The 23,056-nt window shown below is 71.7% G+C and carries 20 protein-coding genes; 12 read left to right on the forward strand and 8 right to left on the reverse strand.

The window, feature by feature from the left end; genetic code table 11:
* Positions 1-143 precede the first annotated feature (143 nt).
* Positions 144-911 carry a calcium-binding protein gene (locus AC07AZ_RS12885; protein ID WP_478846813.1) on the reverse strand — a complete coding sequence of 256 codons (768 nt, stop codon included), beginning with the start codon at positions 909-911 and terminating at the stop codon, positions 144-146.
* A gap of 130 nt (positions 912-1,041) precedes the next feature.
* On the opposite strand from AC07AZ_RS12885, the gene AC07AZ_RS12890 reads away from it, so the two are divergent.
* A complete protein-coding gene (locus AC07AZ_RS12890) occupies positions 1,042-1,629 on the forward strand; it encodes a hypothetical protein (protein ID WP_478846815.1) in 588 nt (195 codons plus the stop codon).
* A gap of 67 nt (positions 1,630-1,696) precedes the next feature.
* The gene (locus tag AC07AZ_RS12895; protein ID WP_478846817.1) at positions 1,697-2,419 is read left to right on the forward strand and encodes a Type 1 glutamine amidotransferase-like domain-containing protein; all 723 of its coding nucleotides are present in this window, start codon (positions 1,697-1,699) and stop codon (positions 2,417-2,419) included.
* On the opposite strand, the gene AC07AZ_RS12900 is transcribed toward AC07AZ_RS12895, so the two are convergent.
* Together AC07AZ_RS12900 and AC07AZ_RS12905 are read right to left on the reverse strand one after the other, a co-directional pair.
* Positions 2,405-2,623, reverse strand: coding sequence for a DUF397 domain-containing protein (locus tag AC07AZ_RS12900; RefSeq protein WP_478846819.1), 219 nt, complete (start codon positions 2,621-2,623; stop codon positions 2,405-2,407). The genes AC07AZ_RS12895 and AC07AZ_RS12900 overlap by 15 nt on opposite strands.
* Positions 2,624-2,633: 10 nt before the next feature.
* On the reverse strand, positions 2,634-3,485 hold the full coding sequence (locus AC07AZ_RS12905; RefSeq protein WP_478846821.1) for a helix-turn-helix domain-containing protein: 852 nt from the start codon (positions 3,483-3,485) through the stop codon (positions 2,634-2,636).
* A 200-nt stretch (positions 3,486-3,685) separates the two neighbouring features.
* Between AC07AZ_RS12905 and AC07AZ_RS12910 the strand changes: the two genes are divergently transcribed.
* The 3 genes from AC07AZ_RS12910 to AC07AZ_RS12920 all read left to right on the forward strand — a co-directional run bounded on the left by AC07AZ_RS12910 (position 3,686) and on the right by AC07AZ_RS12920 (position 4,772).
* Positions 3,686-4,117: an ATP-binding protein gene (locus tag AC07AZ_RS12910; RefSeq protein WP_478846823.1), complete on the forward strand. Its 432-nt coding sequence runs from the start codon at positions 3,686-3,688 to the stop codon at positions 4,115-4,117.
* 101 nt (positions 4,118-4,218) lie between these two features.
* Positions 4,219-4,494 (forward strand): hypothetical protein, encoded by a 276-nt coding sequence (locus AC07AZ_RS12915; protein WP_478846825.1) that lies wholly within the window; start codon positions 4,219-4,221, stop codon positions 4,492-4,494.
* Positions 4,491-4,772, forward strand: coding sequence for a hypothetical protein (locus tag AC07AZ_RS12920; RefSeq protein WP_478846827.1), 282 nt, complete (start codon positions 4,491-4,493; stop codon positions 4,770-4,772). The genes AC07AZ_RS12915 and AC07AZ_RS12920 overlap by 4 nt, the downstream gene beginning before the upstream one ends.
* A 238-nt stretch (positions 4,773-5,010) precedes the next feature.
* Here the strand turns inward: AC07AZ_RS12920 and AC07AZ_RS12925 are convergent, their stop codons facing one another.
* Positions 5,011-6,534, reverse strand: coding sequence for a CehA/McbA family metallohydrolase (locus tag AC07AZ_RS12925; RefSeq protein WP_478846829.1), 1,524 nt, complete (start codon positions 6,532-6,534; stop codon positions 5,011-5,013).
* 208 nt (positions 6,535-6,742) lie between these two features.
* Between AC07AZ_RS12925 and AC07AZ_RS12930 the strand changes: the two genes are divergently transcribed.
* From AC07AZ_RS12930 to AC07AZ_RS12945, 4 genes are all read left to right on the forward strand, one after another.
* On the forward strand, positions 6,743-7,630 hold the full coding sequence (locus AC07AZ_RS12930) for an LLM class F420-dependent oxidoreductase (protein WP_478846831.1): 888 nt from the start codon (positions 6,743-6,745) through the stop codon (positions 7,628-7,630).
* Between the two features lie 69 nt (positions 7,631-7,699).
* Positions 7,700-10,330 (forward strand): bifunctional FO biosynthesis protein CofGH, encoded by a 2,631-nt coding sequence (locus tag AC07AZ_RS12935; protein WP_478846834.1) that lies wholly within the window; start codon positions 7,700-7,702, stop codon positions 10,328-10,330.
* Positions 10,331-10,402: 72 nt separating this feature from the next.
* Positions 10,403-10,963 (forward strand): hypothetical protein, encoded by a 561-nt coding sequence (locus AC07AZ_RS12940; protein ID WP_478846836.1) that lies wholly within the window; start codon positions 10,403-10,405, stop codon positions 10,961-10,963.
* 149 nt (positions 10,964-11,112) lie between these two features.
* Positions 11,113-12,228 carry an ADP-ribosylglycohydrolase family protein gene (locus AC07AZ_RS12945; RefSeq protein WP_478846838.1) on the forward strand — a complete coding sequence of 372 codons (1,116 nt, stop codon included), beginning with the start codon at positions 11,113-11,115 and terminating at the stop codon, positions 12,226-12,228.
* Between the two features lie 134 nt (positions 12,229-12,362).
* On the opposite strand, the gene AC07AZ_RS12950 is transcribed toward AC07AZ_RS12945, so the two are convergent.
* Together AC07AZ_RS12950 and AC07AZ_RS12955 are read right to left on the reverse strand one after the other, a co-directional pair.
* On the reverse strand, positions 12,363-13,940 hold the full coding sequence (locus AC07AZ_RS12950) for a sodium:solute symporter family protein (RefSeq protein WP_478846840.1): 1,578 nt from the start codon (positions 13,938-13,940) through the stop codon (positions 12,363-12,365).
* A gap of 160 nt (positions 13,941-14,100) precedes the next feature.
* Positions 14,101-14,886, reverse strand: a complete 786-nt coding sequence (locus AC07AZ_RS12955) for an SDR family oxidoreductase (protein WP_478846842.1) — start codon at positions 14,884-14,886, stop codon at positions 14,101-14,103.
* 80 nt (positions 14,887-14,966) lie between these two features.
* On the opposite strand from AC07AZ_RS12955, the gene AC07AZ_RS12960 reads away from it, so the two are divergent.
* Positions 14,967-15,806 carry a hypothetical protein gene (locus AC07AZ_RS12960; RefSeq protein WP_478846844.1) on the forward strand — a complete coding sequence of 280 codons (840 nt, stop codon included), beginning with the start codon at positions 14,967-14,969 and terminating at the stop codon, positions 15,804-15,806.
* A gap of 25 nt (positions 15,807-15,831) precedes the next feature.
* On the opposite strand, the gene AC07AZ_RS12965 is transcribed toward AC07AZ_RS12960, so the two are convergent.
* Positions 15,832-17,673, reverse strand: a complete 1,842-nt coding sequence (locus AC07AZ_RS12965; RefSeq protein ID WP_478846846.1) for an MFS transporter — start codon at positions 17,671-17,673, stop codon at positions 15,832-15,834.
* Between the two features lie 207 nt (positions 17,674-17,880).
* Positions 17,881-20,763, reverse strand: a complete 2,883-nt coding sequence (locus AC07AZ_RS12970) for a D-alanyl-D-alanine carboxypeptidase (protein ID WP_478846848.1) — start codon at positions 20,761-20,763, stop codon at positions 17,881-17,883.
* A gap of 222 nt (positions 20,764-20,985) precedes the next feature.
* On the opposite strand from AC07AZ_RS12970, the gene AC07AZ_RS12975 reads away from it, so the two are divergent.
* Positions 20,986-21,741, forward strand: a complete 756-nt coding sequence (locus AC07AZ_RS12975) for a GOLPH3/VPS74 family protein (RefSeq protein WP_478846850.1) — start codon at positions 20,986-20,988, stop codon at positions 21,739-21,741.
* Positions 21,742-22,123: 382 nt separating this feature from the next.
* Positions 22,124-22,981 (forward strand): helix-turn-helix domain-containing protein, encoded by an 858-nt coding sequence (locus AC07AZ_RS12980; RefSeq protein ID WP_371670768.1) that lies wholly within the window; start codon positions 22,124-22,126, stop codon positions 22,979-22,981.
* The last annotated feature ends 75 nt before the right edge of the window (positions 22,982-23,056 follow it).

Below are 23,056 nucleotides of genomic sequence, written 5' to 3' on the forward strand. Positions count from 1 at the left end.
GAGATGACCTCCGGTGAGCCTGAAGGGTTGTACGGGAAGGAGAGGTGCTGGTGTGTCGAGCCGCGGGACGGCACGGTGGACGATCGGGCGCGTCGCAGGGCGGCGAGCTGCTGTGGGCGGAGTGCGGGGGGCGCCTCCGGTGGCTAGTGCACCACGACCCGGTCGCCCTGCGAGGTCGCCCCCGTGGAAACGGTGTTGGCGGTGAACCGCCAGCGCCAGGTGCCGGTGGTGTTCGCGGTGACCTCGGTGCGCAGTCTGCCGGCGCTGTCGGTGGTGACCGTCTTGACGGCCTTGAAGGTGTCCGTGCCGGACTTGCGGAACTGGAGGATCACGGACTTGCCGGCGTAGTCGTCCCAGACGTTGGTGTCCCAGTCGGCCCGCCGGAGCCAGCCGGTGACGGTGAGTTCGCCGCCCTTGTCGACCGGCTCGGGCGAGGCGTCGGTGCTCTCCAGCTTGGCGTGCCGCTTGACGCTGAACGGTGCGCCCGGCGACAGGTGGTGGGAGTCGCCGTCGGCGGCCACGGCCTTGGCCTTGAAGTGCCAGCCGCCCGCGGCGCTGTCGCGCAGGTCCTGCGCGTCCGTGCCGTCCGGCGAGAGCGGGAAGCTGTAGACGCACCGCACGGTGGTCGCGCTCTGCGCGGTGCACTCGTCGCGGGTGGGACGGATGACCAGCCCGTCGGGGCCGACCACCTTGGGGCCGACAACACCGACGATCCCGGAGTCGTCCGAGGCGGTCAGCGTGACGCCGACCCCGTCCCCGAGCGTGGCTCCGACGCCGATGACCGGCTTGCTGACACTGATGGATGTGATGCGGGCGTCTCCCACGGTGGTGTCGGCATGAGCGGCGGGCACCACGGCGGCGAGGACGGCGAGGGGAGCGACGGTGAGGACCGCCGCGTAGCGCTTGCGCATGGTTCTCCCAGCACGAGGGGCCGGAACAGGGTCCGGATGTGGGGGAGACCCGCGAGGGCGTCACCGGGTTGTACGGACGCCCGTCCGCAAATCGATGTCTCCTGTTCGCAACAGTTGGCAGGATGCGGCGGTGAGCCACTTCTCCCACTCGCCCATCGGTCCCGGTCGGGACAGCGAACCTCCACCGCCGCCCCGGCCGGCCGAGCCCGGCCGGTGGCCGAAGCTGGAGGCCGCGCTCGCGGTGGTCAACCGCGACGTGACGGCCACCCTGCCCGACCAGGACGCGCTGGTGCTGATGTGCGTGCCCCAACCGGAGAACGAACAGGTCTACGTGGCGATGCCGGACGGCCGCTGGCAGGGCAACGCGGTGAACGCGTGCGATGTGGAGGCCGGCGACCCGCCGGAGCCGGACGACGCGACGACGGTCCTGATGGTGGTCGCGGGGGCGGCGCAGGAGACCCTCATGGAGTTGCTGTGGCAGGTGTGGCCGGTCTGCCGGGAGCACAAGACCGGAATGCATCCGCGCCCGCCCGGGACCACGGAGGACTGGTACCCGGACCACACGGACGCGACCGGCGCACCGGTGTGGTGGTGCCGGGGCGGCCGGGACGGCGAGTGCCACGACGTCGCCGAGGTGGGCGAACTGGCGGCCACCCTGCCGGGCAGACAACGACGTGAACTCCGGCGGAGGAGCCGCAAGGACGACGGTCGCCGATAAATGACGACGGCCGTGGACGACCACGCGTTACGGTCGGCACCGACCAGCTGATCGAGGAGGCGCCCCCATGGCTGTCCGTCCCCCACGTCGCCTGGCTCTCCTCGGCGGAGGGTTCTCCACCGAGGACGACGGCCTGTTGGACGACTGGGTGCTCGGCCACGCCCGCACTTCCCGGCCCAGGGTCTGCTTCGTCCCGACGGCCAGTGGTGATGCCCCCGGTTACGTCGAACGGTTCCTCGCCGCGTTCCGGCCACGCGACTGTGAGCCTGGCGTCCTGTCCCTCTTCCGGCGGGAACTCGATGACGACGCCCTGCGGAGGTTCCTGCTCTCGCAGGACGTCATCTACGTGGGCGGCGGAAACACCGCGAACCTCCTGGCCGTATGGCGCGCGCACGGCGTAGACCGGATACTGCGCGAGGCCCACGACCGTGGAACGCTGCTCTGCGGAATCAGCGCCGGCGCCAACTGCTGGGCCGAAAGCTCACTTACGGACTCCTACGGCCCGCTGACCGCGTTGCCGGACGGCCTGGGCCTGCTGCCCGGGTCGGTCTGCCCGCACTACGACAGCGAACCGGGCCGCCGCGCCTCCTACCGGGCAGCCGTGGCCACCGGCGCGCTGCCCGCCGGGTGGGCACTGGACGACGGAGTCGGAGCGCTCTTCACGGACGGCCACCCGACAGAGACGGTGACCCGCACCCCACAGGCCCACGTGCACCGCCTCGAACCGGACGGCCAAGGAGGCACCACGGAGAACGCCCTGGCGTGCCGGACGCGATCAAAGGACTTCTGATCGCAGGCGCCACGCAGCCTGACCCCGCGACTTCAGCGCGCTGAGAAGGGTGCTGAAAGTGACGGAGTCGGTGATGAGGACGGCTGCGGTCGGATCGGCGGATTCGGTGAGGTGGACAGTGGAAGGGGTGGCGTCGGCGGATATGTGGACGCAGGCGTCCCCTTCTTGGCAGTACGACGATTTCTGCCAGGTGCGCGTGGACATCTTCGTTCCTTCAGAGGTTCTGGGCGATGGACTGGATCAGATCGCGCGACTTCTCGGGACTGAGGGCGATGGCCTCCACGATGTCCAGGAGGGTCCGGTATTTCAGCAGCAGGGCTTCGGCGTCGAGGAAGACCGGGCCATGGAACTGGTCGAGCTGTGCGGTGTCGAGCTGCGGTACGGGGCCGTGGAGATAGTTGATGGACTGGCCCGACCCGGGGAACGCACCAACGCCGAACGGGAGCACGCGGAGGGTGATGTGGTCCTGTTCGCCCATGTCGAGCAAATGCTGCAGCTGGGCCCGGGCCACACGCCTGCCGCCGACGCCCATGTGTAGGGCCGCCTCGTGCACGACGGTGCTGTACGGGGACGGATCCGCCCTGTACAGCACGCCCTGCCGCTTGAGGCGCTGCGAAACGCGATGCTCGACCTCGGGTGGTGTGGGCGCAGGGATGACGTGGCGGAAGATCTCGCGCGCGTGATCGGCAGTCTGGAGCAGCCCTGGCACGTGGGAGGTGTACGCAGTGCGGACAGCAGTGGCGTGGTGCTCCAGCTCCGCGAGGTCGAGGAGGCCTGAGGGCAGTACTTCGCGGTACGACTCCCACCAGCCGAACGTCTTGTCGGTCGCCATGCCGATCAGGGCCTCGACGAACGCCTGGTCCGGACAGGAGTAGATGCGGGCGAGCGCCCTGACCCGTTCAGCGCTCACGCCGAACCGGCCCGATTCCACGTTGCTGAGCTGCCCCTGACTCGTGCCGACAGTTCCTGCGGCCTCTGTTGCAGTCATGCCCGCGCGCTCGCGCATCTTGCGTAGTTCGACTGCCAGCCGGAGGCGACGGGCCGTCAGGGGCGGTCTTGCGGGCATGTGAACTCCTCCTGCACGCGCGTTCCAGCAATGGTCACTCACACGAGGGAAGTTGAAGGAAAGTATCTCGGATATTGGCAAATGACATTTGCCAAGCTCTATCTTCTTGCTCAGGCGCCCCGTCTGGAAGCGCACCGTGGGACGCCGCGGCAGAGACACCAGGCACCCATCCAACTCCCCTCAGTGACCGGAGACTTCCGATGGCCACCGTATCCCCGTCGTGGAACTACACCCTGCACCTTCCGCACGACCCACGCGCACCGGGTATCGCGCGGGCGACTCTGAGGCTCATTCTGGCCGCGCATGAGATGCCCGAGCTGGCCCCCACCGCAGAGCTGGTGGCGGCCGAACTCCTGGCGAACTCGCACTGTCACACCAAGGGCCCCTACGCGCTCCGCGTCCGCTCGGCGGAGCCAGGCCGGCTGCGGGTGGCGGTCTGGGACACGGACCCGCACGTCCCGCCCGGCTTCTCCGACCCGGGACCGCCGCCCCCGCTGGAAGCCGAGGGCGGCCGAGGCCTCCACCTGGTCCGGGCCTGCGCGGACGCGTGGGGCGCGTCGGTGCTCCGGGAACTGGGCGCGTCGAAGGGCGGCAAGCTGCTCTGGGCGGAGTGCGGGGCGGGGGCGTGGTGAGCGGGGTCGCGAGGGCTCTGGGCGACGGAGTGAGATGTCCGTCCCTCGCGGGCGGCGCCATACTGGGAAGTGGAGCCATGCCCGTTCACCAGGAGCAGACCATGAGCGCACAGCCCGAGCACGCCTGGGGAGAGATGCCGCTGCCGGAGATCCGGACGGTGGACGACCTGCGCAGTGCACTCAGCCGCTACGGCTTCCCGGGCGACCGGGAGCGGTTCGAGGACGAGCTGGCAGCCGCCATAGGAGCCTCTCCGACCAATGATTTCGAGGGCGCGGCAGCTGTGGTCAGGGCTTACCGGCACCGGATCCTGATCCGGAACTCGCCCGAGGTCATGGCGGCCCTGGAGGACGCCCGGGCAGGGGGCAGCGGCACGTGAACGGAGTTCCGCTGGAGGAGGCCGAGCCCGCCAGGAAGGCGTTCGGTGACCTGACGGAGGGGGAGCGGGAAGCCGTTCGTGAGGCGCTCGAAGAGATTGCTCGCGACCCGGCTGTAGGGCGAGAGATCCCCGGCTGGCGGCCCCCGTCCGTGGAATACACGTACACGACGCCCCTCGCCCGAGACTCGGCCGAGGCGATCACAGTCGTGTACACGCACACTCCGGGCATGGGTGTGACTGTTGTCTTCTACTTTCGTGATCCACAGGTTGTGGAATGAACCCGCAGGTCAGGCTGGTCGAGCCCGGCCGGTGACCCGCGCCCCACAGGCCCACGTGCACCGACTCGAACCGGACGGCCGAGGCGGCACCACGGAGACCGCCCCACGTGCCGCCCAGCCCCTCATCCGTATGGGAGGTGTGCTGTCGGGCCGTCCCCGTACTTCGCAGAGCCGCCGCTGTCTTCTTCGGCCCACCAGTCGGGACATGGCCGGTCAGTCTGCCACCGCCCAACTCCCGCTAGCGACCCAGAAAAACCGGGTTCGTGAACGCCGCCAGCGCCCCCGGTACTGGCCCCGCCGCCACCTCGTGCCGCAGCTCCGCCCGTACGTACGCCGCGTAGGCCGGGGTCGTGTGCCACTCCGCCGCTCCCGAGCCGTCCACCGGCAACGGCGCGCTCGTGAACAGCACGCCCTGGTCCGTGACGAAGCGGATCGTGCAGCGGGGGGCGCCGGTCGCCTCCAGGCGGATCGTCACCGGGGTGTCGGGGGAGACCTCCAACCGTTCGCCGATGCCCGCCTGCCGGCCCCGGCCGCCCGTCACGGTGAAGGAAAGGGAGACCCGGCTCGACTCCGCCACGTACGACCGGCCCGACCGGATGCCGTCCTGGATCGCCTCCCGGGTCAGGTCGTCGGCCAGGACGACCGTCTGGGGGAGTCCGACCGCGTCCGGGTCCCGGTGGGCGTCGCTGTTGCCCATCGCCGGGATCCAGTCCCGGCCGCCGCCGCGCACGGACGCGACCAGCATGCTGTCCCAGTCGGCCAGCGCGACCTCGTCGTCCGGGGTGTAGGGGCCGTTCCACACCTCGACCGCGTCCGCCTCGGCGAAACCGAACTTCCAGTTGCAGCCGACGCAGGTGGCGTGCGGGTGGGCGGGGACCACCAGTCCGCCGGCGCGGCGGATCTGGCGGGCGAAGCGGCCGAAGCGGTTGTCACGGGCCCGGTAACGCCAGTCCACGAACGTCCCCGGGTCCGTGCCCAGTGCCAGCACATGGCCGTTGCGCGTGGTGATCTCCTCGCCCAGCATGACCAGGAGGTCGTCGCCGGCCACGTCCGCCCAGTGCGGGTGCCCCGCGTTCGTGTTGTGCTCCGAGGAGTTGATGAAGTCCAGGCCCGCCGCGGGCGCGAGCGCCGCGATCTCCGCCGGGGTGCGGCGGCCGTCCGAGTGCCAGGAGTGCAGGTGGCAGTCGCCCCGGTACCAGGCCCGGCCCCGCCCCCTGGCGCGGGCGGGCGGATACACGGGGTCGACGGCGGCGCCCGTTTCGCCGTAGGTCAGCGTGATCGTGATCTCGTACGACAGGCCCTGCGGGGCGACCGTGTAGGGGCCCAGCGCGATGTTCCAGGTGCCCGGCCGCACCGGGCCGGGGAGGTATCCCGGCGTCGCGTCGTCCGCGCGGAGGAAGAACTCGGTGCGCGCCCCGCCCGACCACCCCCGGAAGCCCCGGCCGCCCAGCTCGGTGCCCCGCTCGTCGAAGACGCCGATGTCGAGCGCGTTGCCCGCCGTGCCGGCCGGGACGGCGGGCCGGTCGTAGGTGTACGCGACCCTGATCTCCCGCACGCCGGAAGGGACTTCGACGGGGACGTACACGAAGTCCGGGGAGCCGGTGGGCAGGGTGCCGCGCACCGTCCTGGTCTCCTGGCCGCCCGAGCGGCCGGCCGCTGACGCGAAGCTCACGCCTCCCAACGTAAGCGCGGCGGCTGCGCCCGTCACGAACAACGCGCGCCGGGCCGGGCCCGCCGTCCCGCCGTGGTGGTCCTCGCACATGCTGCTGCTCCCCGGGTGTCGTGAGTGACGGACAGGGCATGGGCTGGGTGGTGCGGTGGTGACCGCCCGCCACTCTGGCCTCCGGCCGTGAACTGCCGTGCACGGCAAGGGGAGCGGCGGATTGCGGGCAGGAACCGGCCGAGCGGTGCACCTGTGATGCCGACCAGTCGGTATGGACAGATGGGCCGCGCCCCGGTACAGATGGGTCATGCGCATCTCCGTGACGATCTTCCTCACCGACGAGACGATCTCCCCCACCCGGCTCGCCCGTGAGCTGGAGCAGCGGGGCTTCGCCGGGCTCTACCTGCCCGAGCACACCCACATCCCGGTCGAGCGGACCAGCCCGTACCCGGCGGGCGGTGAGCTGCCGCCCGAGTACGGCCGTACGCTCGACCCCTTCGTCGCGCTGGGCCAGGCGGCCGCCGTCACCGAGGACCTCGGCCTCGGCACCGGCATCACGCTCGTCGCCCAGCACGACCCGATCGACCTCGCCAAGCAGATCGCGACCCTGGACCACCTGTCCGGCGGGCGCTTCACCCTCGGCCTCGGCTTCGGCTGGAACGTCGAGGAGGCCGACGACCACGGGGTGGAGTGGCGCACGCGGCGCGAGCTCGTCCGGGACCGGATGGGCCTGATGCGGGCGTTGTGGAGCGACGAACCCACCGCCTACGACGGCGAGTTCGGGAGTGTCCGGGCCAGCGCCGCCTATCCCAAGCCCGTGCAGAAACCGCGCGGTCCCGTCGTCGGTCCGCGCACGCTCGTCGGTGGGGCGGCCGGCCCGAAGCTGTTCGCGCACATCTGCGAGTACGCCGACGGGTGGCTGCCGATCGGCGGGCGCGGCCTGTCCGAGTCGCTGCCCGTGCTGCGCGCCGCCTGGGCCGACGCGGGCCGCGACCCGGCCGGCCTCCAGGTCGTCCCGTACGCCGTCCAGCCGAGCCCCGGCAAGCTCGCCCACTACGCCGAGCTCGGCATCGAGGAGACGGTCGTCCAGCTGCCGCCGGCGGGGGAGGCGGAGGTGCTGGGCCTGCTGGACGCGTACGCGCCCTTCATCGGCGCAGGACCCGGCGAGGGCAACGGTTCCGCGCGCGCTGTGTGACCAACGGCCGACGGGGACAAAACGGGCGGTTCCTGTCTGCCCTGATCGCCTCGCTCGTATGCTCGACGGATGACGACCTCCGCGACCACCGGAACCGGCCCCACCGGCCCCACCGACCGCTCCGGTGGCCCTGGCGGCACCGGCCCCACCGAGAACTCCATGCGGCGCGCCCTGAAACGGGCCCGGGACGGCGTCGCGCTCGACGTCGCCGAGGCGGCGGTGCTGCTCCAGGCGCGCGGCGAGGCCCTTGAGGACCTCGCCGCCTCGGCCGCCCGGGTGCGGGACGCGGGCCTGGAGGCGGCCGGCCGGCCCGGGGTCATCACGTACTCGAAGAGCGTCTTCATCCCGCTCACCCGGCTGTGCCGGGACAAGTGCCACTACTGCACCTTCGTGACCGTCCCCGGCAAGCTGCGCCGGGCCGGCCACGGCATGTTCATGTCGCCGGACGAGGTGCTCGACGTGGCCCGCCGCGGCGCCGCCCTCGGCTGCAAGGAAGCCCTGATCACCCTCGGCGACAAGCCCGAGGACCGCTGGCCCGAGGCGCGCGAGTGGCTCGACGCGCACGGCTACGACGACACCATCGCCTACGTCCGCGCCATCTCCGTCCGGATCCTGGAGGAGACCGGGCTGCTGCCCCACCTCAACCCCGGCGTGCTCACCTGGACGGACTTCCAGCGGCTCAAGCCCGTCGCCCCGTCCATGGGCATGATGCTGGAGACGACCGCCACCCGCCTGTGGTCCGAGCCCGGCGGCCCGCACCACGGGTCGCCGGACAAGGAGCCGGCCGTCCGCCTGCGGGTCCTGGAGGACGCCGGCCGTTCCTCCGTGCCGTTCACCTCCGGCGTCCTGATCGGGATCGGCGAGACGTACGAGGAGCGCGCCGAGTCCCTGTTCGCGCTCCGGAAGGTCGCACGGGCCTACCACGGCGTCCAGGAACTGATCATCCAGAACTTCCGCGCCAAGCCGGACACGGCCATGCGCGGCATGCCGGACGCCGAACTCGACGAGCTCGTCGCGACGGTCGCGGTGGCCCGGCACATCATGGGTCCGAGCGGCTGCGTCCAGGCCCCGCCGAACCTGGTCGACGCCGAGTACGAGCGGCTCATCCACGCCGGCATCGACGACTGGGGCGGGGTCTCCCCCCTCACCATCGACCACGTCAACCCCGAACGCCCCTGGCCGCAGATCGAGGAGCTCGCCGAGAAGTCCGCGGCGGCCGGGTTCGAGCTGCGCGAACGGCTGTGCGTGTACCCCGAGTTCGTCACCCGGGGCGAGCCCTGGCTGGACCCGCGGCTGCTGCCGCACGTCCGCGCGCTGGCCGACCCGGAGACGGGCCTCGCCCGGCCGGACGCGGTGGTCGAGGGCCACCCGTGGCAGGAGCCGGAGGAGGCGTTCACCTCGTCCGGCCGTACGGACCTGCACGCCTCGATCGACACCGAGGGCCGTACGTCCGACCGCCGCGACGACTTCGACGAGGTCTACGGCGACTGGGCGGCCCTTCGGGAGGCGGCCGCGCCCGGCATGGTGCCCGAACGCATCGACACCGACGTACGGGACGCGCTGCGCACCGCGGCCGACGACCCGACCCGGCTCACCGACGCCGACGCCCTCGCCCTGCTGCACGCGGACGGCCCGGCGCTGGACGCCCTCACGCGGATCGCCGACGACGTGCGGAAGTCGGTGGTGGGCGACGACGTCACCTACATCGTCACGCGGAACATCAACTTCACCAACGTCTGCTACACCGGCTGCCGCTTCTGCGCGTTCGCCCAGCGCCGCACGGACGCCGACGCCTACACCCTGTCCCTCGACCAGGTCGCGGACCGGGCCGAGCAGGCGTGGGAGGTCGGCGCGGTCGAGGTGTGCATGCAGGGCGGCATCCACCCGGACCTGCCGGGCACCGCCTACTTCGACATCGCGAAGGCGGTCAAGGAGCGGGTGCCGGGGATGCACGTGCACGCCTTCTCGCCGATGGAGGTCGTCAACGGCGCGACCCGCACCGGCCTGTCGATCCGGGAGTGGCTGACGGCGGCGAAGGAGGCCGGCCTCGACTCCATCCCCGGCACGGCGGCGGAGATCCTCGACGACGAGGTCCGCTGGGTCCTCACCAAGGGCAAGCTGCCCACGGCGACCTGGATCGAGGTCGTCACGACCGCGCACGAGCTGGGCATCCGCTCCTCGTCCACGATGATGTACGGGCATGTGGACCAGCCCCGCCACTGGCTCGGCCACCTGCGCACGCTGGCCGGCATCCAGCAGCGGACCGGCGGCTTCACGGAGTTCGTCACGCTGCCCTTCATCCACACGAACGCGCCGGTCTACCTCGCGGGGATCGCCCGCCCGGGCCCGACGGTCCGGGACAACCGGGCGGTCACCGCGATGGCCCGGCTGCTGCTGCACCCGTACATCCCCAACATCCAGACCAGCTGGGTCAAGCTCGGCACCGAGGGCGCCGCGGAGATGCTCCGCTCGGGGGCCAACGACCTGGGCGGCACGCTGATGGAGGAGACGATCTCGCGGATGGCGGGCTCGTCGTACGGCTCGTACAAGTCGGTGAAGGACCTGATCGCGGTGGCGGAGGCGGCCGGCCGCCCGTCCCGGCCGCGCACCACGCTGTACGGCGCGGTGCCGGAGGAGCGGCAGCGGGCGGCGGCCGAGTCGGACGGTCACCTGCCCGAGCTGCTGCCGGTGCTGGACTGACCGGCGGCACCGTCACAGTACGATGATCGGACCCCTGTGTGGAGGGGTCCGTAACTGAGGAGATGCGTGCCCGTGTCTGCCCGACTTCCCTCGTGGGCCTGGGTGTCCGGCCTGACGGTGGGAGCGATAGCGGCCGTCGTCGTCCTGACCGGGCAGGCGGACCGGGGGCCCCATCCCGTCGCCACCGCCGCGCGCCCCAGCGCCTCGGCGTCCACGGGCGCGCACCCCAGGCCGACCAGGAGCGCGGCCCCGGCCGCCGTGCCCGCGGACTCCGGCACCGGGCGCCGCATCGTCTACTCCCTCGGCCAGAAGCGGCTGTGGCTGGTCGACGCGAGCGACACCGCCCGCCGCACCTTCACGGTCTGGCCCGGCACGGTCAGCCCGGATCCCGGCGCGTACACGGTCTCGCTCCGCCGGGACGCCACCACGGGCTCCGACGGCGTGCAGATCGAGCACGTCGTCTACTTCGGCGCCAAGTCGGGCGTGAACTTCGCCTTCTCCAACGCCGTGGACGGCTCCTCACCCCCACCGGCCGCCGACGTCCGGACCGGCGGCATCCGCATGCGCAAGGCGGACGGCGCGGCCCTGTGGACCTTCGGCTCGACGACCACGAGGGTGACGGTCGTCGAATAGGGCCCCGGTTCCGGGAACGCTCAGTGACTGACCGTTCCTGATCGGTCGGGTGCTGTCGCATACCGTTCCTCTCCCGGAACCGACCGTCCCCGTTCGATTACAGTGCTGAGCTGTCGGGCGCGCTCGGTCGGTGGCACGGGGAGGTCTTGGTGGGTGCGACAGCCGGGCCGGTCTGGGGGCGTGCCGAACAGCAGGACTTCCGCAGCCGGGTGCGCGGGACGCTGCTCGGGGCGGCCGTCGGGGACGCGCTGGGCGCGCCGGTCGACGGGCTGGACCTCGACACCATCCAGGAGGCGCACGGCGCCGAGGGCGTCGTGGACCTGGCCCCCGCCTACGGGCGGCGCGGCGCCGTCACGCATCTCACCCAGCTCACCCTCTTCACCGTCGACGGGCTCATCCGCGCCCAGGTCCGCCGGGACACCGGCGCCTGGCACCCGCCGACCGATCTGCACCGGGCGTATCTGCGCTGGGCCGCCACCCAGCGCGACTGGGGCCCGGACGAGCGCCGTAAGGAGGACGGCTGGCTGGCCCGCGAGGAGTGGCTGTACGCCCGCCGCGACCCCACCCGGCCGTTGCTGCTCGGGCTCGGGGACGACACGATGGGCACCCTCGACGAGCCCAAGAACCCCGCCGCGGACGGACCCGAGGCGGTCGCCCGGTCCGCGCCCTTCGGGCTCCTCGTCGGCTGGGAGCCGCAGCTCGTCGTCCAGCTCGCCGTGGAGTGCGCCGCGCAGACCCACGGGCACCCCACCGCCTACCTGTCGGCGGGCGCGTACGCCGTGATCGTGCACGCGCTGGCCTGCGGCGACGACCTCGACACGGCCGTGCAGCGGGCGCTGGCCCTGCTCGCCGCGCGGGACGGGAACCCGCCCGTGTCGGACGCCCTCCAGCGCGCGCTGGGCGCGGTACGCCAGGGGATGCCCGCGCCCGCGCGGGTCGAGGAACTCATCGCGGGCGGTACGGCGGAGGGGCTGCTGGCCGCCGCCGTGTACTGCGCGCTCGTGAGCGAGGACGTACGGCACGGGCTGCGGCTCGCGGTGAACCACGACGGACCGTCCGCCGCCGCGGGCGCCCTGACCGGTGGCCTCCTCGGCGCCCTCTACGGCGAGACGGCCCTCCCGCCGGCCTGGCTGGCCGAGCTGGAGGGCCGTCCCACCCTGCTGGAACTGGCCGACGACTTCGCGATGGAGATGACCCAGGGCCCCGCCCTCCACGGCCCCGCGGGATCGTCCCCGGGGTGGCTCGCGAGATATCCGAGGGGTTGAGCGCGCCGGCCGTCCCGTGTCCGGGTGTGGGGGGATCCGGCGGCCGCGGGATCGTTCCCATGGCCGGAGCCGCGGACCCTCCCCGACGGTGGGGTCCGCGGCTCCTCGCCGGTGGCCGGCCCGTGGGCCGGGGCTCAGTCCTTGACGGGGGCCCGTACCACCGCGCCCTCCACGTCGCCCGCCGGAGCGGGGATCGCCGCCGCGGTCGTACCGTCCCCGTCCGTGTTGATCCGCTCGATGATCGCGAGGCGTTCCGGACTGTCCTCCGGCTTCACGAAGCCGATGACGATGTACAGGATCAGGGAGACCGCCAGCGGTATGGACACCTGGTACTGGAGCGGGACGCCGCCGTCGACCTCCCAGTTGATCGGGTAGTTCACCAGCCAGAAGGCGAGCAGGCCCAGCGCCCAGCTGGTGAGCGCCGCGGTGGGGCCGGAGCGGCGGAACGGCCGCAGCAGGCCCAGCATCATCGGGATCGCGATCGGGCCCATCAGACCCGCGACCCACTTGATCACGACGGTGATGATGTCCTTGAACGCGGGCGAGTTGACCTGGGTGGCCACCGCCATGGACAGGCCGAGGAAGATGACCGTCGTGACACGGGCCGCGACCAGGCCGCTCCGCGCGTTCCACGCCCGTGCCCGCTGCGACACCACCGGCGCCACGTCCCGGGTGAAGACGGCGGCGATCGCGTTCGCGTCCGAGGAGCACATGGCCATGGTGTGCGAGAAGAACCCCACGATCACCAGGCCCAACAGCCCGTGCGGCAGAAGCTGTTCGGTCATCAGGCCGTAGGAGTCGGAGCCGTCCGGCTTCTGCGCGTGCACCAGGAGCGGGGACATCCACATCGGGAAGAACAGGACCACGGGCCACACCAGCCACAGGGCCGCCGACAGCCGTGCCGACCGTTCGGCCTCCCGCGGACTGCCCGTGGCCATGTAGCGCTGGGCCTGGTTGAGCATGCCGCCGTTGTACTCGAAGAGCTTGATGAAGAGGAACGCGAGCAGGAACACCGTGCCGTACGGGCCGACCAGGGGCTTGCCGTGGCCGTGGAGCGCCGGCTCGTCCCAGGCGCCGAGGAACCCGATGCCCTTGTCGTTCAGCTTCAGCACCACCGCGACGAACATCGCGACGCCGGCCAGCAACTGGATGCAGAACTGGCCCAGTTCGGTCAGCGCGTCCGCCCACAGGCCGCCGATCGTGCAGTAGATCGCGGTGATCGCACCGGTGATGAGGATGCCCTGGTTGAGGGAGAGCCCGGTGAAGACGGACAGCAGGGTGGCGATCGCGGCCCACTTCGCGCCGACGTCCACGATCTTCAGCAGCATGCCGGACCAGGCCAGCGCCTGCTGGGTCTTGAGGTCGTACCGGTTCTTCAGGTACTCCAGCGGGGACGCCACACGCAGCCTCGACCGCAGCCGGTTGATGCGCGGAGCGAACAGCTTCGACCCGATGGCGATGCCCAGCGCGATGGGGAACGACCAGGTGACGAAGGACGTGACACCGTAGGTGTAGGCGATGCCCGCGTACCCGGTGAACATCACCGCGCTGTAGCCCGACATGTGGTGCGAGATGCCGGACAGCCACCACGGCATCTTGCCACCGGCCGTGAAGAAGTCGCTGACGTCGTCCACGCGCTTGTGCGACCAGACGCCGATCGCGACCATCACGCCGAAGTAGCCGATGAGGACGGCCCAGTCGAGACTGTTCATGTGCCCCCTTCCAGGGTTCGCCGCCAGGGTCAGGCATGTGAACTCTGGGTTCGGTGGCATGGACAGGGCAAGGAAGAGGCGGGTAAAGGGAGCGTAAAATAGTTCTGCGCAGTGACTCTCGTCCATGTACGTGAACGCCGGATGGGCCGGGAGATACGGCTCAGCGCATCAGCTCACCCGCGTTGACCAGCAACGACTGTCCCGTGATCGCCCGCGCCCGGTCCGAGGCGAGGAAGACCGCCGCGTCCGCCACGTCCGCGTCCGTCGCGAGGTCGGGCAGCGCCATCCGCTCGGTCAGCCGCGCCAGCACCTCCGCCTCCGGCACGCCCTCGGTGTGCGCGGTGAACTGTACGTACGCCTGCACCGGCGGACCCCACATCCAGCCCGGCAGCACGGAGTTGACCCGGATGCGATGCGGCCCGAGCTCCCGGGCCAGCGAGTACATCGCGCTGGTCAGTGCCCCCTTGGACGCCGCGTACGCGGCCTGCCGCACCTGTGAGGGGGCCGCCACCGCCGACTGAGTCCCGATGAACACCACCGAGCCTCCGCACGACTTCAGCGCCGGCAGACATGCCCGGGTCATCCTCAGTGTGCCCAGCAGGTTCACGTCGATCACCGACAGCCAGGTCGCGAAGTCCGCGTCCTCGACCCCGCCGAAGTGGGAGTCCCAGGCCGCCACGTGCACCACGGCGTCGATCCGCCCGAATCTCTCCCGAGCCAGCGCCGCCAGAGCCTCGCACTGTCCCTCGTCGGTGATGTCGGTCGCCCGGAAGGCGGTGTGAGCCCCGTCCGGATCGATCTCGGCCGCGCTCTTCACGAGGTTCGCCCCGGTCCGCGCCCCCAGCACGGCGTTCCCGCCGTCCCGCACGACGGCCGCCGCGACCTGATGGCCGAGTCCGGCACCCACTCCCGACACGACGACGGTCCTGCCCGCGAGCAGTGACATCGCTACCTCCCGGCTCTGGCGCTGCATCTGACGGTCCGTCAGAGTAGGAGCCTCCGCAGCAGGACGGAAGGGGAGCGCCCATGTCGGATGACACCCGCAGCGACGTGTACGCCGAGCTGGCCGCGGTGGGCCCGTACGGGGTCCGCCCCGGCCACGCGCTCATCACGATGGTCGAGCCGCACCCGGGCCACGAACACGCCTACAACCGCTGGTACGAGGACGACCACTACTACGCCGGCGCGATGGCCATGCCCTGGATGTACGCCGGCCGCCGCTGGGTGGCCACCCGCGACCTCCAACTCCTGCGCCGGCCCGAGAAGTCGGCGATCGCCCAGCCCGTCACCGCCGGCTGCTACCTCTCCACCTACTGGATCACCGACGGCCGCTACGACGACCACATGAAGTGGACGGTCGGCATCAACAGGCGCCTCAACCGCGACGGCCGCGTCTACCAGGACCGTACCCACGTCTTCACCGCGTTCCAGGACCACGAGGCGACCGTGTACCGCGACGGCGCGGCCGGCCCCCGCGACTTCCACGCCCTCGACCACCCCTACGCCGGACTCGTCCTGGAGGTCATCGACAGCGAGTCGCCCGCGCGGCGGGCCGAACTCCTGGAGTGGCTGCGGGCCCGGCACCTGCCCGGCCGGGTGGCGGGCAGCCCGGCCGCCCTGGTGACCGTCTTCCGGCCCACCCCGCTGCCCGGCGACCGCATGACGTACGTCAAACAGGTCGAGGGGGTCGACACCCGGCTCACGCTGCTGTGGTTCCTGGAGACCGATCCGCGCGAGTGCTGGGAGGAGTGCTTCACCGGACTCGACGAGGCGGTCACCGGGTCGGGGCTCGGCCGGACGGAACTGCTGGCGCCCTTCGTCCCCACGATCCCGGGCACCGACACCTACGTGGACCGGCTGCGCTGACGCGGGGCCCGGCCGGCCCCGCCGCTCACTTCAGCTCGTCCGGGCAGGGCGTGCCCCGGGGCAGCGTGTACGGGGCCGCCAGCCGGTAGACCCCCGCCTTCGGCGCGATCAGCATGGTCCACCTGTCACCCTCGGCGTCCTCCTCCGTCTCCATCAGGCAGCCGTTGACGTTGTCGAACGTCTTCGGGGTGCCCTCGGACCGGTCCTTGGACGCCTCGGTCTCCTGCGGCGGCTTCAGCTTGTTGCCGTCGCCGTCGACGATGCTCAGCCACGGCGAGTACGGGATACGGATCAGCACCCGGCCCGCCTTGCGCACCTCCATCGTCATCTCGCCCTGCTCGGCGCGGTCGACGACGGCGTTGGGCTCGGCGAGCGGCGCCGGGTCCGTCACCTGGAACAGCTGCCAGTTCGCGTCGCCCCAGACCTGGTTCAGATACGGCATGCCGCGCTGTACCAGCGCCCGCTCCCGCTCGCCGCCGTCCCCGTCGGGCTCGTCCTTCGGCACGACCACGAAGTGCACGGCCCACCGCTGGAGCCACTCGTGGTAGTTCGCCGAGTTGAGGGTGTCGTCGTAGAAGAGCGGGTTGCGCTCCATGTCGGCCTGGCGGTTCCAGCCCCGGGCCAGGTTCACGTAGGGGGCGAGGGCGGACGCCTCGCGGTGGGAGCGGGCGGGGACGACCTCCACCCGGCCCTTCTCGGCGCCGACCTTCTGCAGCTCGTTGACGAGCGGGGCCAGCTCACGCGCCCAGGACGCCGCCGGCGTGGTGTGCATGATGTCGTCGACCGACTTGAAGCCGATCCAGCCGGCGAAGCCGACGAGGGCCAGCACGACCGTGTACCACTTGCGTGAACGCGGCACCGTGAAGGGCAGCGCAGCCACCAGGGCCACCCCGGCGAACAGCATCGCCAGCCGGGAGATGTTCGACCCGATCTGCGAGCTGACCAGCCACACCAGCACGACCGACAGCGCGTACACCCCGGCCGTCAGCCGGACCGTCTTCCACTCGCTGGGAACGAGGAACAGGACCAGGAGCGCGTACGACAGCGGCAGGATCACCGAGAAGATCGTCATCGGCTGGGTGCCGGAGAAGGGGAACGCCCAGGCCGACACCGCCACCACGACCGCCGGGGCGATGCCCAGCGCCCAGGCGCCCGGCCGCCGCTTCTGGAGGAACAGCGCCACCGCGATCAGCCCCACGAACAGGCCCGCGACCGGCGACGACATCGTGGCCAGCGCGGCCAGCGGGGCCGCGCACAGCGCCTTCGCCCAGCGTTTGTAGCGCCAGCGGTGCGGCCAGCAGAACACCACGGCGACCGCGCCCAGCGCGAACACCGTGCCCAGACCGAACGTCACCCGCCCCGAAATAGCGTTGCACAGCAGCGCGAAGACGCCCGCGAGGGAGGCCCACAGGGGATTGCGCACCGAGCGGCTGCGCAGCAGGACCATGGTCAGCAGCCCCGCCGAGAGCGTCCCCGCGATCATCATCGTGGTGCGCACGCCGAGCACCGACATCAGATACGGCGACACCACGCTGTACGACACCGGATGCATGCCGCCGTACCAGGCGAGGTTGTACGCCGAGTCCGGGTGCCGGCCGACGAACTCGGCCCACGCGTCCTGCGCCGCCAGGTCACCGCCACTGTTGGCGAATGTGAAGAACCAGGCGATGTGCAGCAGACCTGAGAGCACGGTGATGGAGAGGACGGGCCGCCGCAGCAGCCGCTCCCGCACCGCGAGCACGAAGCCCCGCGTGGCGGATCCCGCCTGCTCGCGGCTCTCGGGCTCGGACGCGGGCAGGCGTATTCGCGAGTCGGCCCCCGATCCCGGATCGGCGTTGTCGGCCCGTGTCGGCTCCGCAGTGGCCACCTGAAGGCACTCCCCGTGGTGTCCGTGTCCTGTTCTCGGCCGCGTCCCGTTCCCCGCGCGTCACCGGCCTCGTCTGGTGGGGCCGGCGGCCGCGTCCCGTGAACGGCGTCACCTGCCCCGTTTCGCGACGCTAGCACGCACCCCGCCGGGCGGAACCCCGGGAGGGTCCGACCGGCGCAGGTGCGCGGGCCCGTCGCGGGCCCGGGGTCAGCCGAGGCGCTTCAGCTTGTCCGTGAGGCCCGGTTCGACCAGTTCCCTCTCCAGGGCGACCGGCACCTTGACCGCGCCGCTCGCCCCGTCGCCGACGGTCAGCGTGCCGACCCGGGTACCGGCCTTCGCGGTGTGCGGCACGTCGTCGGCGTCGAAGGACAGCTTCACCTTCAGGCCGGCCCAGCCGATCGCCGTGACGTCCTTGGTGAGGACCACCGGGGTCCGGCCGCCGAGCCCGTCGTCCACGTACCCGACGACGTCGCCCTTCTTCAGGATCTTCGTCGGCTTCAGCGCGTCCCGGGCGGCGACCATCGCGGTCCTGCTGACGTCGTTGACGGTCTGGATGATCGGCGCCTTGTGCTGGCCGAGGATCGCGCCCACCACGGTCACCGTCTCACCGCCGACCTCCTTGGTCGCGGCGAAGAGCAGGTTGCCGCCGGCCGCGGTGGTGGTGCCCGTCTTGAGGCCGATCGCCCCGTTGTAGGGGACGAGGTAGTTGTAGTTGTAGTGCTTCTGGCCTGACGGATCGGTCCACTGCCCCATCGACGTGATCGCCGTCAGCGCCGGGATCTTCACCAGCTCGTTGCCCAGCTTCACCTGGTCCCCGGCGGTGGAGACGGTGGTCTCCTTCAGGCCGGAGGCGTCCGTGTACGTCGTGTGCGTCATGCCGAGTTCCCTGGCGGTGGCGTTCATCTTCTTGATGAAGGCCGCCTCGGTGCCCGCGTCCCAACGGGCCAGCAGGCGCGCGATGTTGTTGGCGGACGGGATCATGATGGCCGCCAGCGCCTGCTTCTCGGACAGCTTGTCGCCCCGCTTGACGCTGTTGAGGGTGGACTCGCCGTCCTTGTCGTAGCCGCCCTCCTTCTCGGCGGTCGCGTCGACCTCGATGGCCGGCCCCTCGGCACCCGTCTTCAGCGGGTGGTGCTTGAGCACGATGTACGCCGTCATGGCCTTGGCGACCGAGCCGATGGCGACCGGCGTCTGCTTGCCGAAGTCCCCCATCGTGCCGATGCCGTCGACGTCCATCCAGCCCTGTCCCTCGCTCGGCCACGGCAGGTCCACCTTGCCGCCGTCGAAGGCGTAGGAGTCCTCGGCGGTCAGCGCGAGCGTCGGCGCGGGCAGCGGGCGCACAGCCTGTGCGATCGCGAACACGACCACCAGCAGCAGCACCAGCGGGGTCCAGATCTTGACCCGGCGGACGAGCGTGCGGACCGGGGTCTCCGGCGGCGGCGGCGTGTTCGTCAGCTCCGCCAGCAGGTCCAGCGGGGGCTTCGGCGGCAACGGCTGCTGCGTGGTCCGCTCCGGTCCGAGCCGCGGGGTGACGGCGGTGACGTCCGGCGTGGCGGCGGGCTTGGCGCCCGGCTTGGCGCCCGGCTGGGTGGCGGGCTTCGCGCTGGGCTTGGCGGCGGGGGCTTCGCCGGGGGCGCCGGTCCGGGTGGCGGCGGCCTTCGGCCATGCGGCGGTACGCGGCTCGTCCAGCGGCTTGAGCGCGACGAACTTGCTGGTGCGCTCGGCTGCGGTTTCGGGCTTGGGCTTGGCGTCCGTCTTGGGCTTGGCGTCCGTCTTCGGCTTGGCGTCCGCCGGGGGGGTCGCGTCCGCTTTGGGGGTCGCGTCCGCCTTGGAGCCAGCGTCCGCCGTCGGCTTGGCGTCCGTCTTGGGGGTCGCGTCCCTCGTCGGCTTGGCGTCCGCCGTGGGCTTCGTGTCGTCCTTGGGCTTCGCGCCTTCCGAGGGCTTCGCGTCGTCCCTCGGCGCTGCGGGGGTGCCGACGGGCCTGGCGTCCTTCGGGGCCCGGGCCGCGTCGCCGAGCTTCAGCATGGTCGTCGGCTGGTCCACGGCGGCCGCGGGCGGCGGTACGGCCTTGAAGACGGCGGTGGGCTGGTCGACGGGCCGCGCGTCGGCCTCGGCGGCGTCCTTGCCGTTTTCGGCGGACTCGGCGGGCGTGTCGCGGGGCTCGTCGGCGGGCTCCGGGGTCCCGGCGGGCGTGGCGCGGGGATCGGCCGCGTCGGCCGGCTCGGGCGTGTCCGTGTCGGCCCGGTCGTCTGCGTCCGCCTCGGCAGGTGCCTCGACGGCTTCCCGGGCGTCCTTCCCGCTGTCCGCCGCGCTCTCGGGCGTGCCGGGCGCGTCATCGGCCGCAGGGGCCCGCACGGCGCCCTCGGCCTTCGCGTCGGCATCCTGGTCGTCGGCGCCGTCGTCCGCGCCGTCGTCCGCGCTGTCGGCCTCGGCGTCCGCCTCGTCGCCGTCCTCGGCGCTCGCGGCTCCGCCCGCGGGCTTCTCGTCCGCCGTCCGCACCCACGCGGCCACGGCCTCCCGCAGCCGGGCGTCACCCGTCGGGGCGCCGGCGTCGCCGGAATCCGCCTCGGGCTGGTCCTCGGAGCCGGAACCGGGCTCGGCGTCGGCCTCGGGCTCGGCGTCGACCTCGGATTCGGCGCCGGGCTCGGACTCGGCGTCGATCTCGGCCTCGGGCTCCGCGTCGGCCTCGGAGCCGGCGCCGGGCTCGGCCTCCGCGTCGGCCTCGGACTCGGCCTCCGCGTCGGTGACGGCGTCCGCGGCTCCCGACTCCCCGGTGCCGCCCCGGGCGGCATCCCGCGTGTCCTCGGGGGCCTTCTCGGCCTCCCCGGCCTTCTCGGCGTCCTTGGCGTCCTCGGCGTCGGCCCTCGCGGTCGCCTCCGCGAGGTCTCGCACGGACAGCGTCCTCGTCGCCGTATCGACGCCTCCGCGGGAGCGGGACACCGCGACGCGCGGGTCACGCTTCTCGGCCGCCGGGCCGCCCTCGCTCCTGGCTTCCGGAACCGGGCCCGCGCTCCCCGACGTCGGTTCTGCCGACGACTCGCGCTGCTTCGACCTGTCGGGGGACTCGCCCGCCACCGATGCCTCCTCCATGCGCCGCACGCCCTGCGTGCGTCAACCGAACCGTGAACCGCCGCCCGGAACACCGCCTCGTGGCACTGTCCGAACCATGTACCAGTGTCCTGTGTGCGGGCCTGGCCCAAGCGGTAGACGAGAACGACATACCTACTGGTTCCATTGCAAACAGGTCACGCACCCTCGACAGACCAATGTGAGAGGGGTCACCCTGTCATTCATCCACGCGGGGAGGCATGGATGGGCAGGAGCCGCAGAACCATTCCGGAAGAGCTATTGCTTCTGGCGCTGGACCCGACCACGGGTACCACCGCACAGCCGCAGTCGCTCGACCTTGGTCTGGCCGGAGCACAGCTAGTGGAGCTGGCGCTGGCCGGACGGATAGCCCCAGACGGGGATCGTATCGCCGTGGTGTCCCCACGGCCGACCGGAGATCCGACTTTGGACTGCGCGTTGGAGTTGCTGCGAAGGCGTGGCGCTCCGGTTCGGGCGGTCCACTGGATAGGCGGGCCGCGATTGGGGCTCCGCCAGACCTACCTCTCGTATCTGGAGCGGTGCGGCATGGTGCATGCCGTGGCGGGCCAGATGTGCGGAGTGCTGCCGACGACTCGCTACCAGGCGACGGACACCGAGATCAGCCGGGAGATCAGAGCCCGGCTGGACACCGCGATCCGTACCGGCGTACCGCCGGACCCGCGGACCGCGGCGCTCGCCGCACTGGCGCACGCGGTGGGCCTCGGCAAGCACCTGTATCCGGGCAACGAGGGACGCTCGTCCCGCTCCCGGCTGCGGGACCTGATCAGGCACGACCCGATGGGCGGCCTCGTGGCGCACGCCGTGATGGACGTCCAGAACGGCGCGGTCGCTCAGCCGCGCCGTAACCAGGCACCGGCCGGCCGGCAGGCCGCGCCCGGGGCCAGGCCCGCGTCGGAACCCGCTCGTGGTGTTCCGATGCAGCCGCGTCACGCGAGCATGGTGCGCGCCGTGGCTCACTGAGCCGCAGTCCCACGGCAGCACCGCGAGGCGACCCGTACCACAGCAGGACCGCACGACCCGCAGGAACCGCACCGCCGAGCATGGCCGAGCGCCGCACCGCAGTCCCCAAGACCGGTCCGGGAGCCGCTGGTCCGCGCGGGGTGACGGAACCGTACGTCCGGACGACGACACGGTGCCGCCGCCCCGCGCGGCCGCATGTCCGCCCCCGGTCCGCCCTCTGTGCGCCCCGAGGTGCCCCGGGCTCGTCCCGAGCGCCGCAACCGGCCCGTACGCAGCGCATATCCGTCGTTTGCCAGCGGTAGAAAGCACCTTGGTGGCAGTCTGCTCAACAGCAGATACGCAAAGTGGCAGATACAGGCACACAGCCGGAGGTGCGCGTCCCGTGGCGTCCAATGTCAATCCCACCGTCAGGCGACGCCGGCTGGGCCAGGAGCTGCGCAGGCTCCGTGAGCTCAAGGGCATGACGGCCGAGGAGGTGGCGGAGCGGCTGCTCGTGTCGCAGTCGAAGATCAGCCGCCTGGAGAACGGCCGGCGCAGCATCAGCCAGCGGGACGTCCGTGACCTGTGCGGGGTCTACGAGGTCGAGGACCAGCGGATCGTCGACTCGCTGATGCAGATGGCCAAGGACTCACGCCAGCAGGGCTGGTGGCACGCCTTCGGGGACATCCCGTACAGCGTCTACATCGGCCTGGAGACCGACGCGGAGTCCCTGCGGGTCTACGAACCCCAGGTGATCACCGGCCTGTTGCAGACCCGGCAGTACGCCGAGGCGATCATCCAGGGGGCGTTGCCCGAGACCTCCACCACCGACATCGAGAAGCGCGTCCAGGTCCGGCTGCGGCGGCAGGACCGCATCGCCGCCGACCGGGAGCCGCTGCGGCTGTGGGTGGTCCTGGACGAGGCCGCGCTGCGCCGGGTCGTCGGCAGCCGTCAGGTGATGCGGGAGCAGCTGGAGCAGGTCGCCGAGATGTCCCAGCAGCCGCACATCACCGTGCAGGTGCTGCCGTTCGAGGTCGGAGCCCACCCCGGCATCAACGGCCAGTACGCGATCCTGGAGTTCGCGGACGCGGCCGACTCCAGCGTGGTGTACATCGAGGGCGTGACCAGCGACCTGTACCTGGAGAAGGCGCACGACGTGCAGAAGTACACGGTGATGTACGAGCACCTGCGGGCGCAGGCGCTGAACGTCGAACAGTCCCGTCGGCTCATCGAGGACGTCGCGAAGGAGTACGCCCGTTGATGCCCTCGGAAGTGAAGGGCCGGATGTTACACCCCTGACGGGTGCACTGAAAGAGTCACCTGGAATATGCCACTC

The organism is Streptomyces sp. NPDC043878, assembly GCF_056435735.1.

Bases quoted from the DNA above. Each gene is read 5' to 3' on its own strand.
- AC07AZ_RS12885 (WP_478846813.1), bottom strand. From the start codon at position 911: ATGCGCAAGCGCTACGCGGCGGTCCTCACCGTCGCTCCCCTCGCCGTC.
- AC07AZ_RS12895 (WP_478846817.1), top strand. From the start codon at position 1,697: ATGGCTGTCCGTCCCCCACGTCGCCTGGCTCTCCTCGGCGGAGGGTTC.
- AC07AZ_RS12900 (WP_478846819.1), bottom strand. From the start codon at position 2,623: ATGTCCACGCGCACCTGGCAGAAATCGTCGTACTGCCAAGAAGGGGAC.
- AC07AZ_RS12905 (WP_478846821.1), bottom strand. From the start codon at position 3,485: ATGCCCGCAAGACCGCCCCTGACGGCCCGTCGCCTCCGGCTGGCAGTC.
- AC07AZ_RS12910 (WP_478846823.1), top strand. From the start codon at position 3,686: ATGGCCACCGTATCCCCGTCGTGGAACTACACCCTGCACCTTCCGCAC.
- AC07AZ_RS12915 (WP_478846825.1), top strand. From the start codon at position 4,219: ATGAGCGCACAGCCCGAGCACGCCTGGGGAGAGATGCCGCTGCCGGAG.
- AC07AZ_RS12925 (WP_478846829.1), bottom strand. From the start codon at position 6,534: ATGTGCGAGGACCACCACGGCGGGACGGCGGGCCCGGCCCGGCGCGCG.
- AC07AZ_RS12930 (WP_478846831.1), top strand. From the start codon at position 6,743: ATGCGCATCTCCGTGACGATCTTCCTCACCGACGAGACGATCTCCCCC.
- AC07AZ_RS12935 (WP_478846834.1), top strand. From the start codon at position 7,700: ATGACGACCTCCGCGACCACCGGAACCGGCCCCACCGGCCCCACCGAC.
- AC07AZ_RS12950 (WP_478846840.1), bottom strand. From the start codon at position 13,940: ATGAACAGTCTCGACTGGGCCGTCCTCATCGGCTACTTCGGCGTGATG.
- AC07AZ_RS12955 (WP_478846842.1), bottom strand. From the start codon at position 14,886: ATGTCACTGCTCGCGGGCAGGACCGTCGTCGTGTCGGGAGTGGGTGCC.
- AC07AZ_RS12960 (WP_478846844.1), top strand. From the start codon at position 14,967: ATGTCGGATGACACCCGCAGCGACGTGTACGCCGAGCTGGCCGCGGTG.
- AC07AZ_RS12970 (WP_478846848.1), bottom strand. From the start codon at position 20,763: ATGGAGGAGGCATCGGTGGCGGGCGAGTCCCCCGACAGGTCGAAGCAG.
- AC07AZ_RS12975 (WP_478846850.1), top strand. From the start codon at position 20,986: ATGGGCAGGAGCCGCAGAACCATTCCGGAAGAGCTATTGCTTCTGGCG.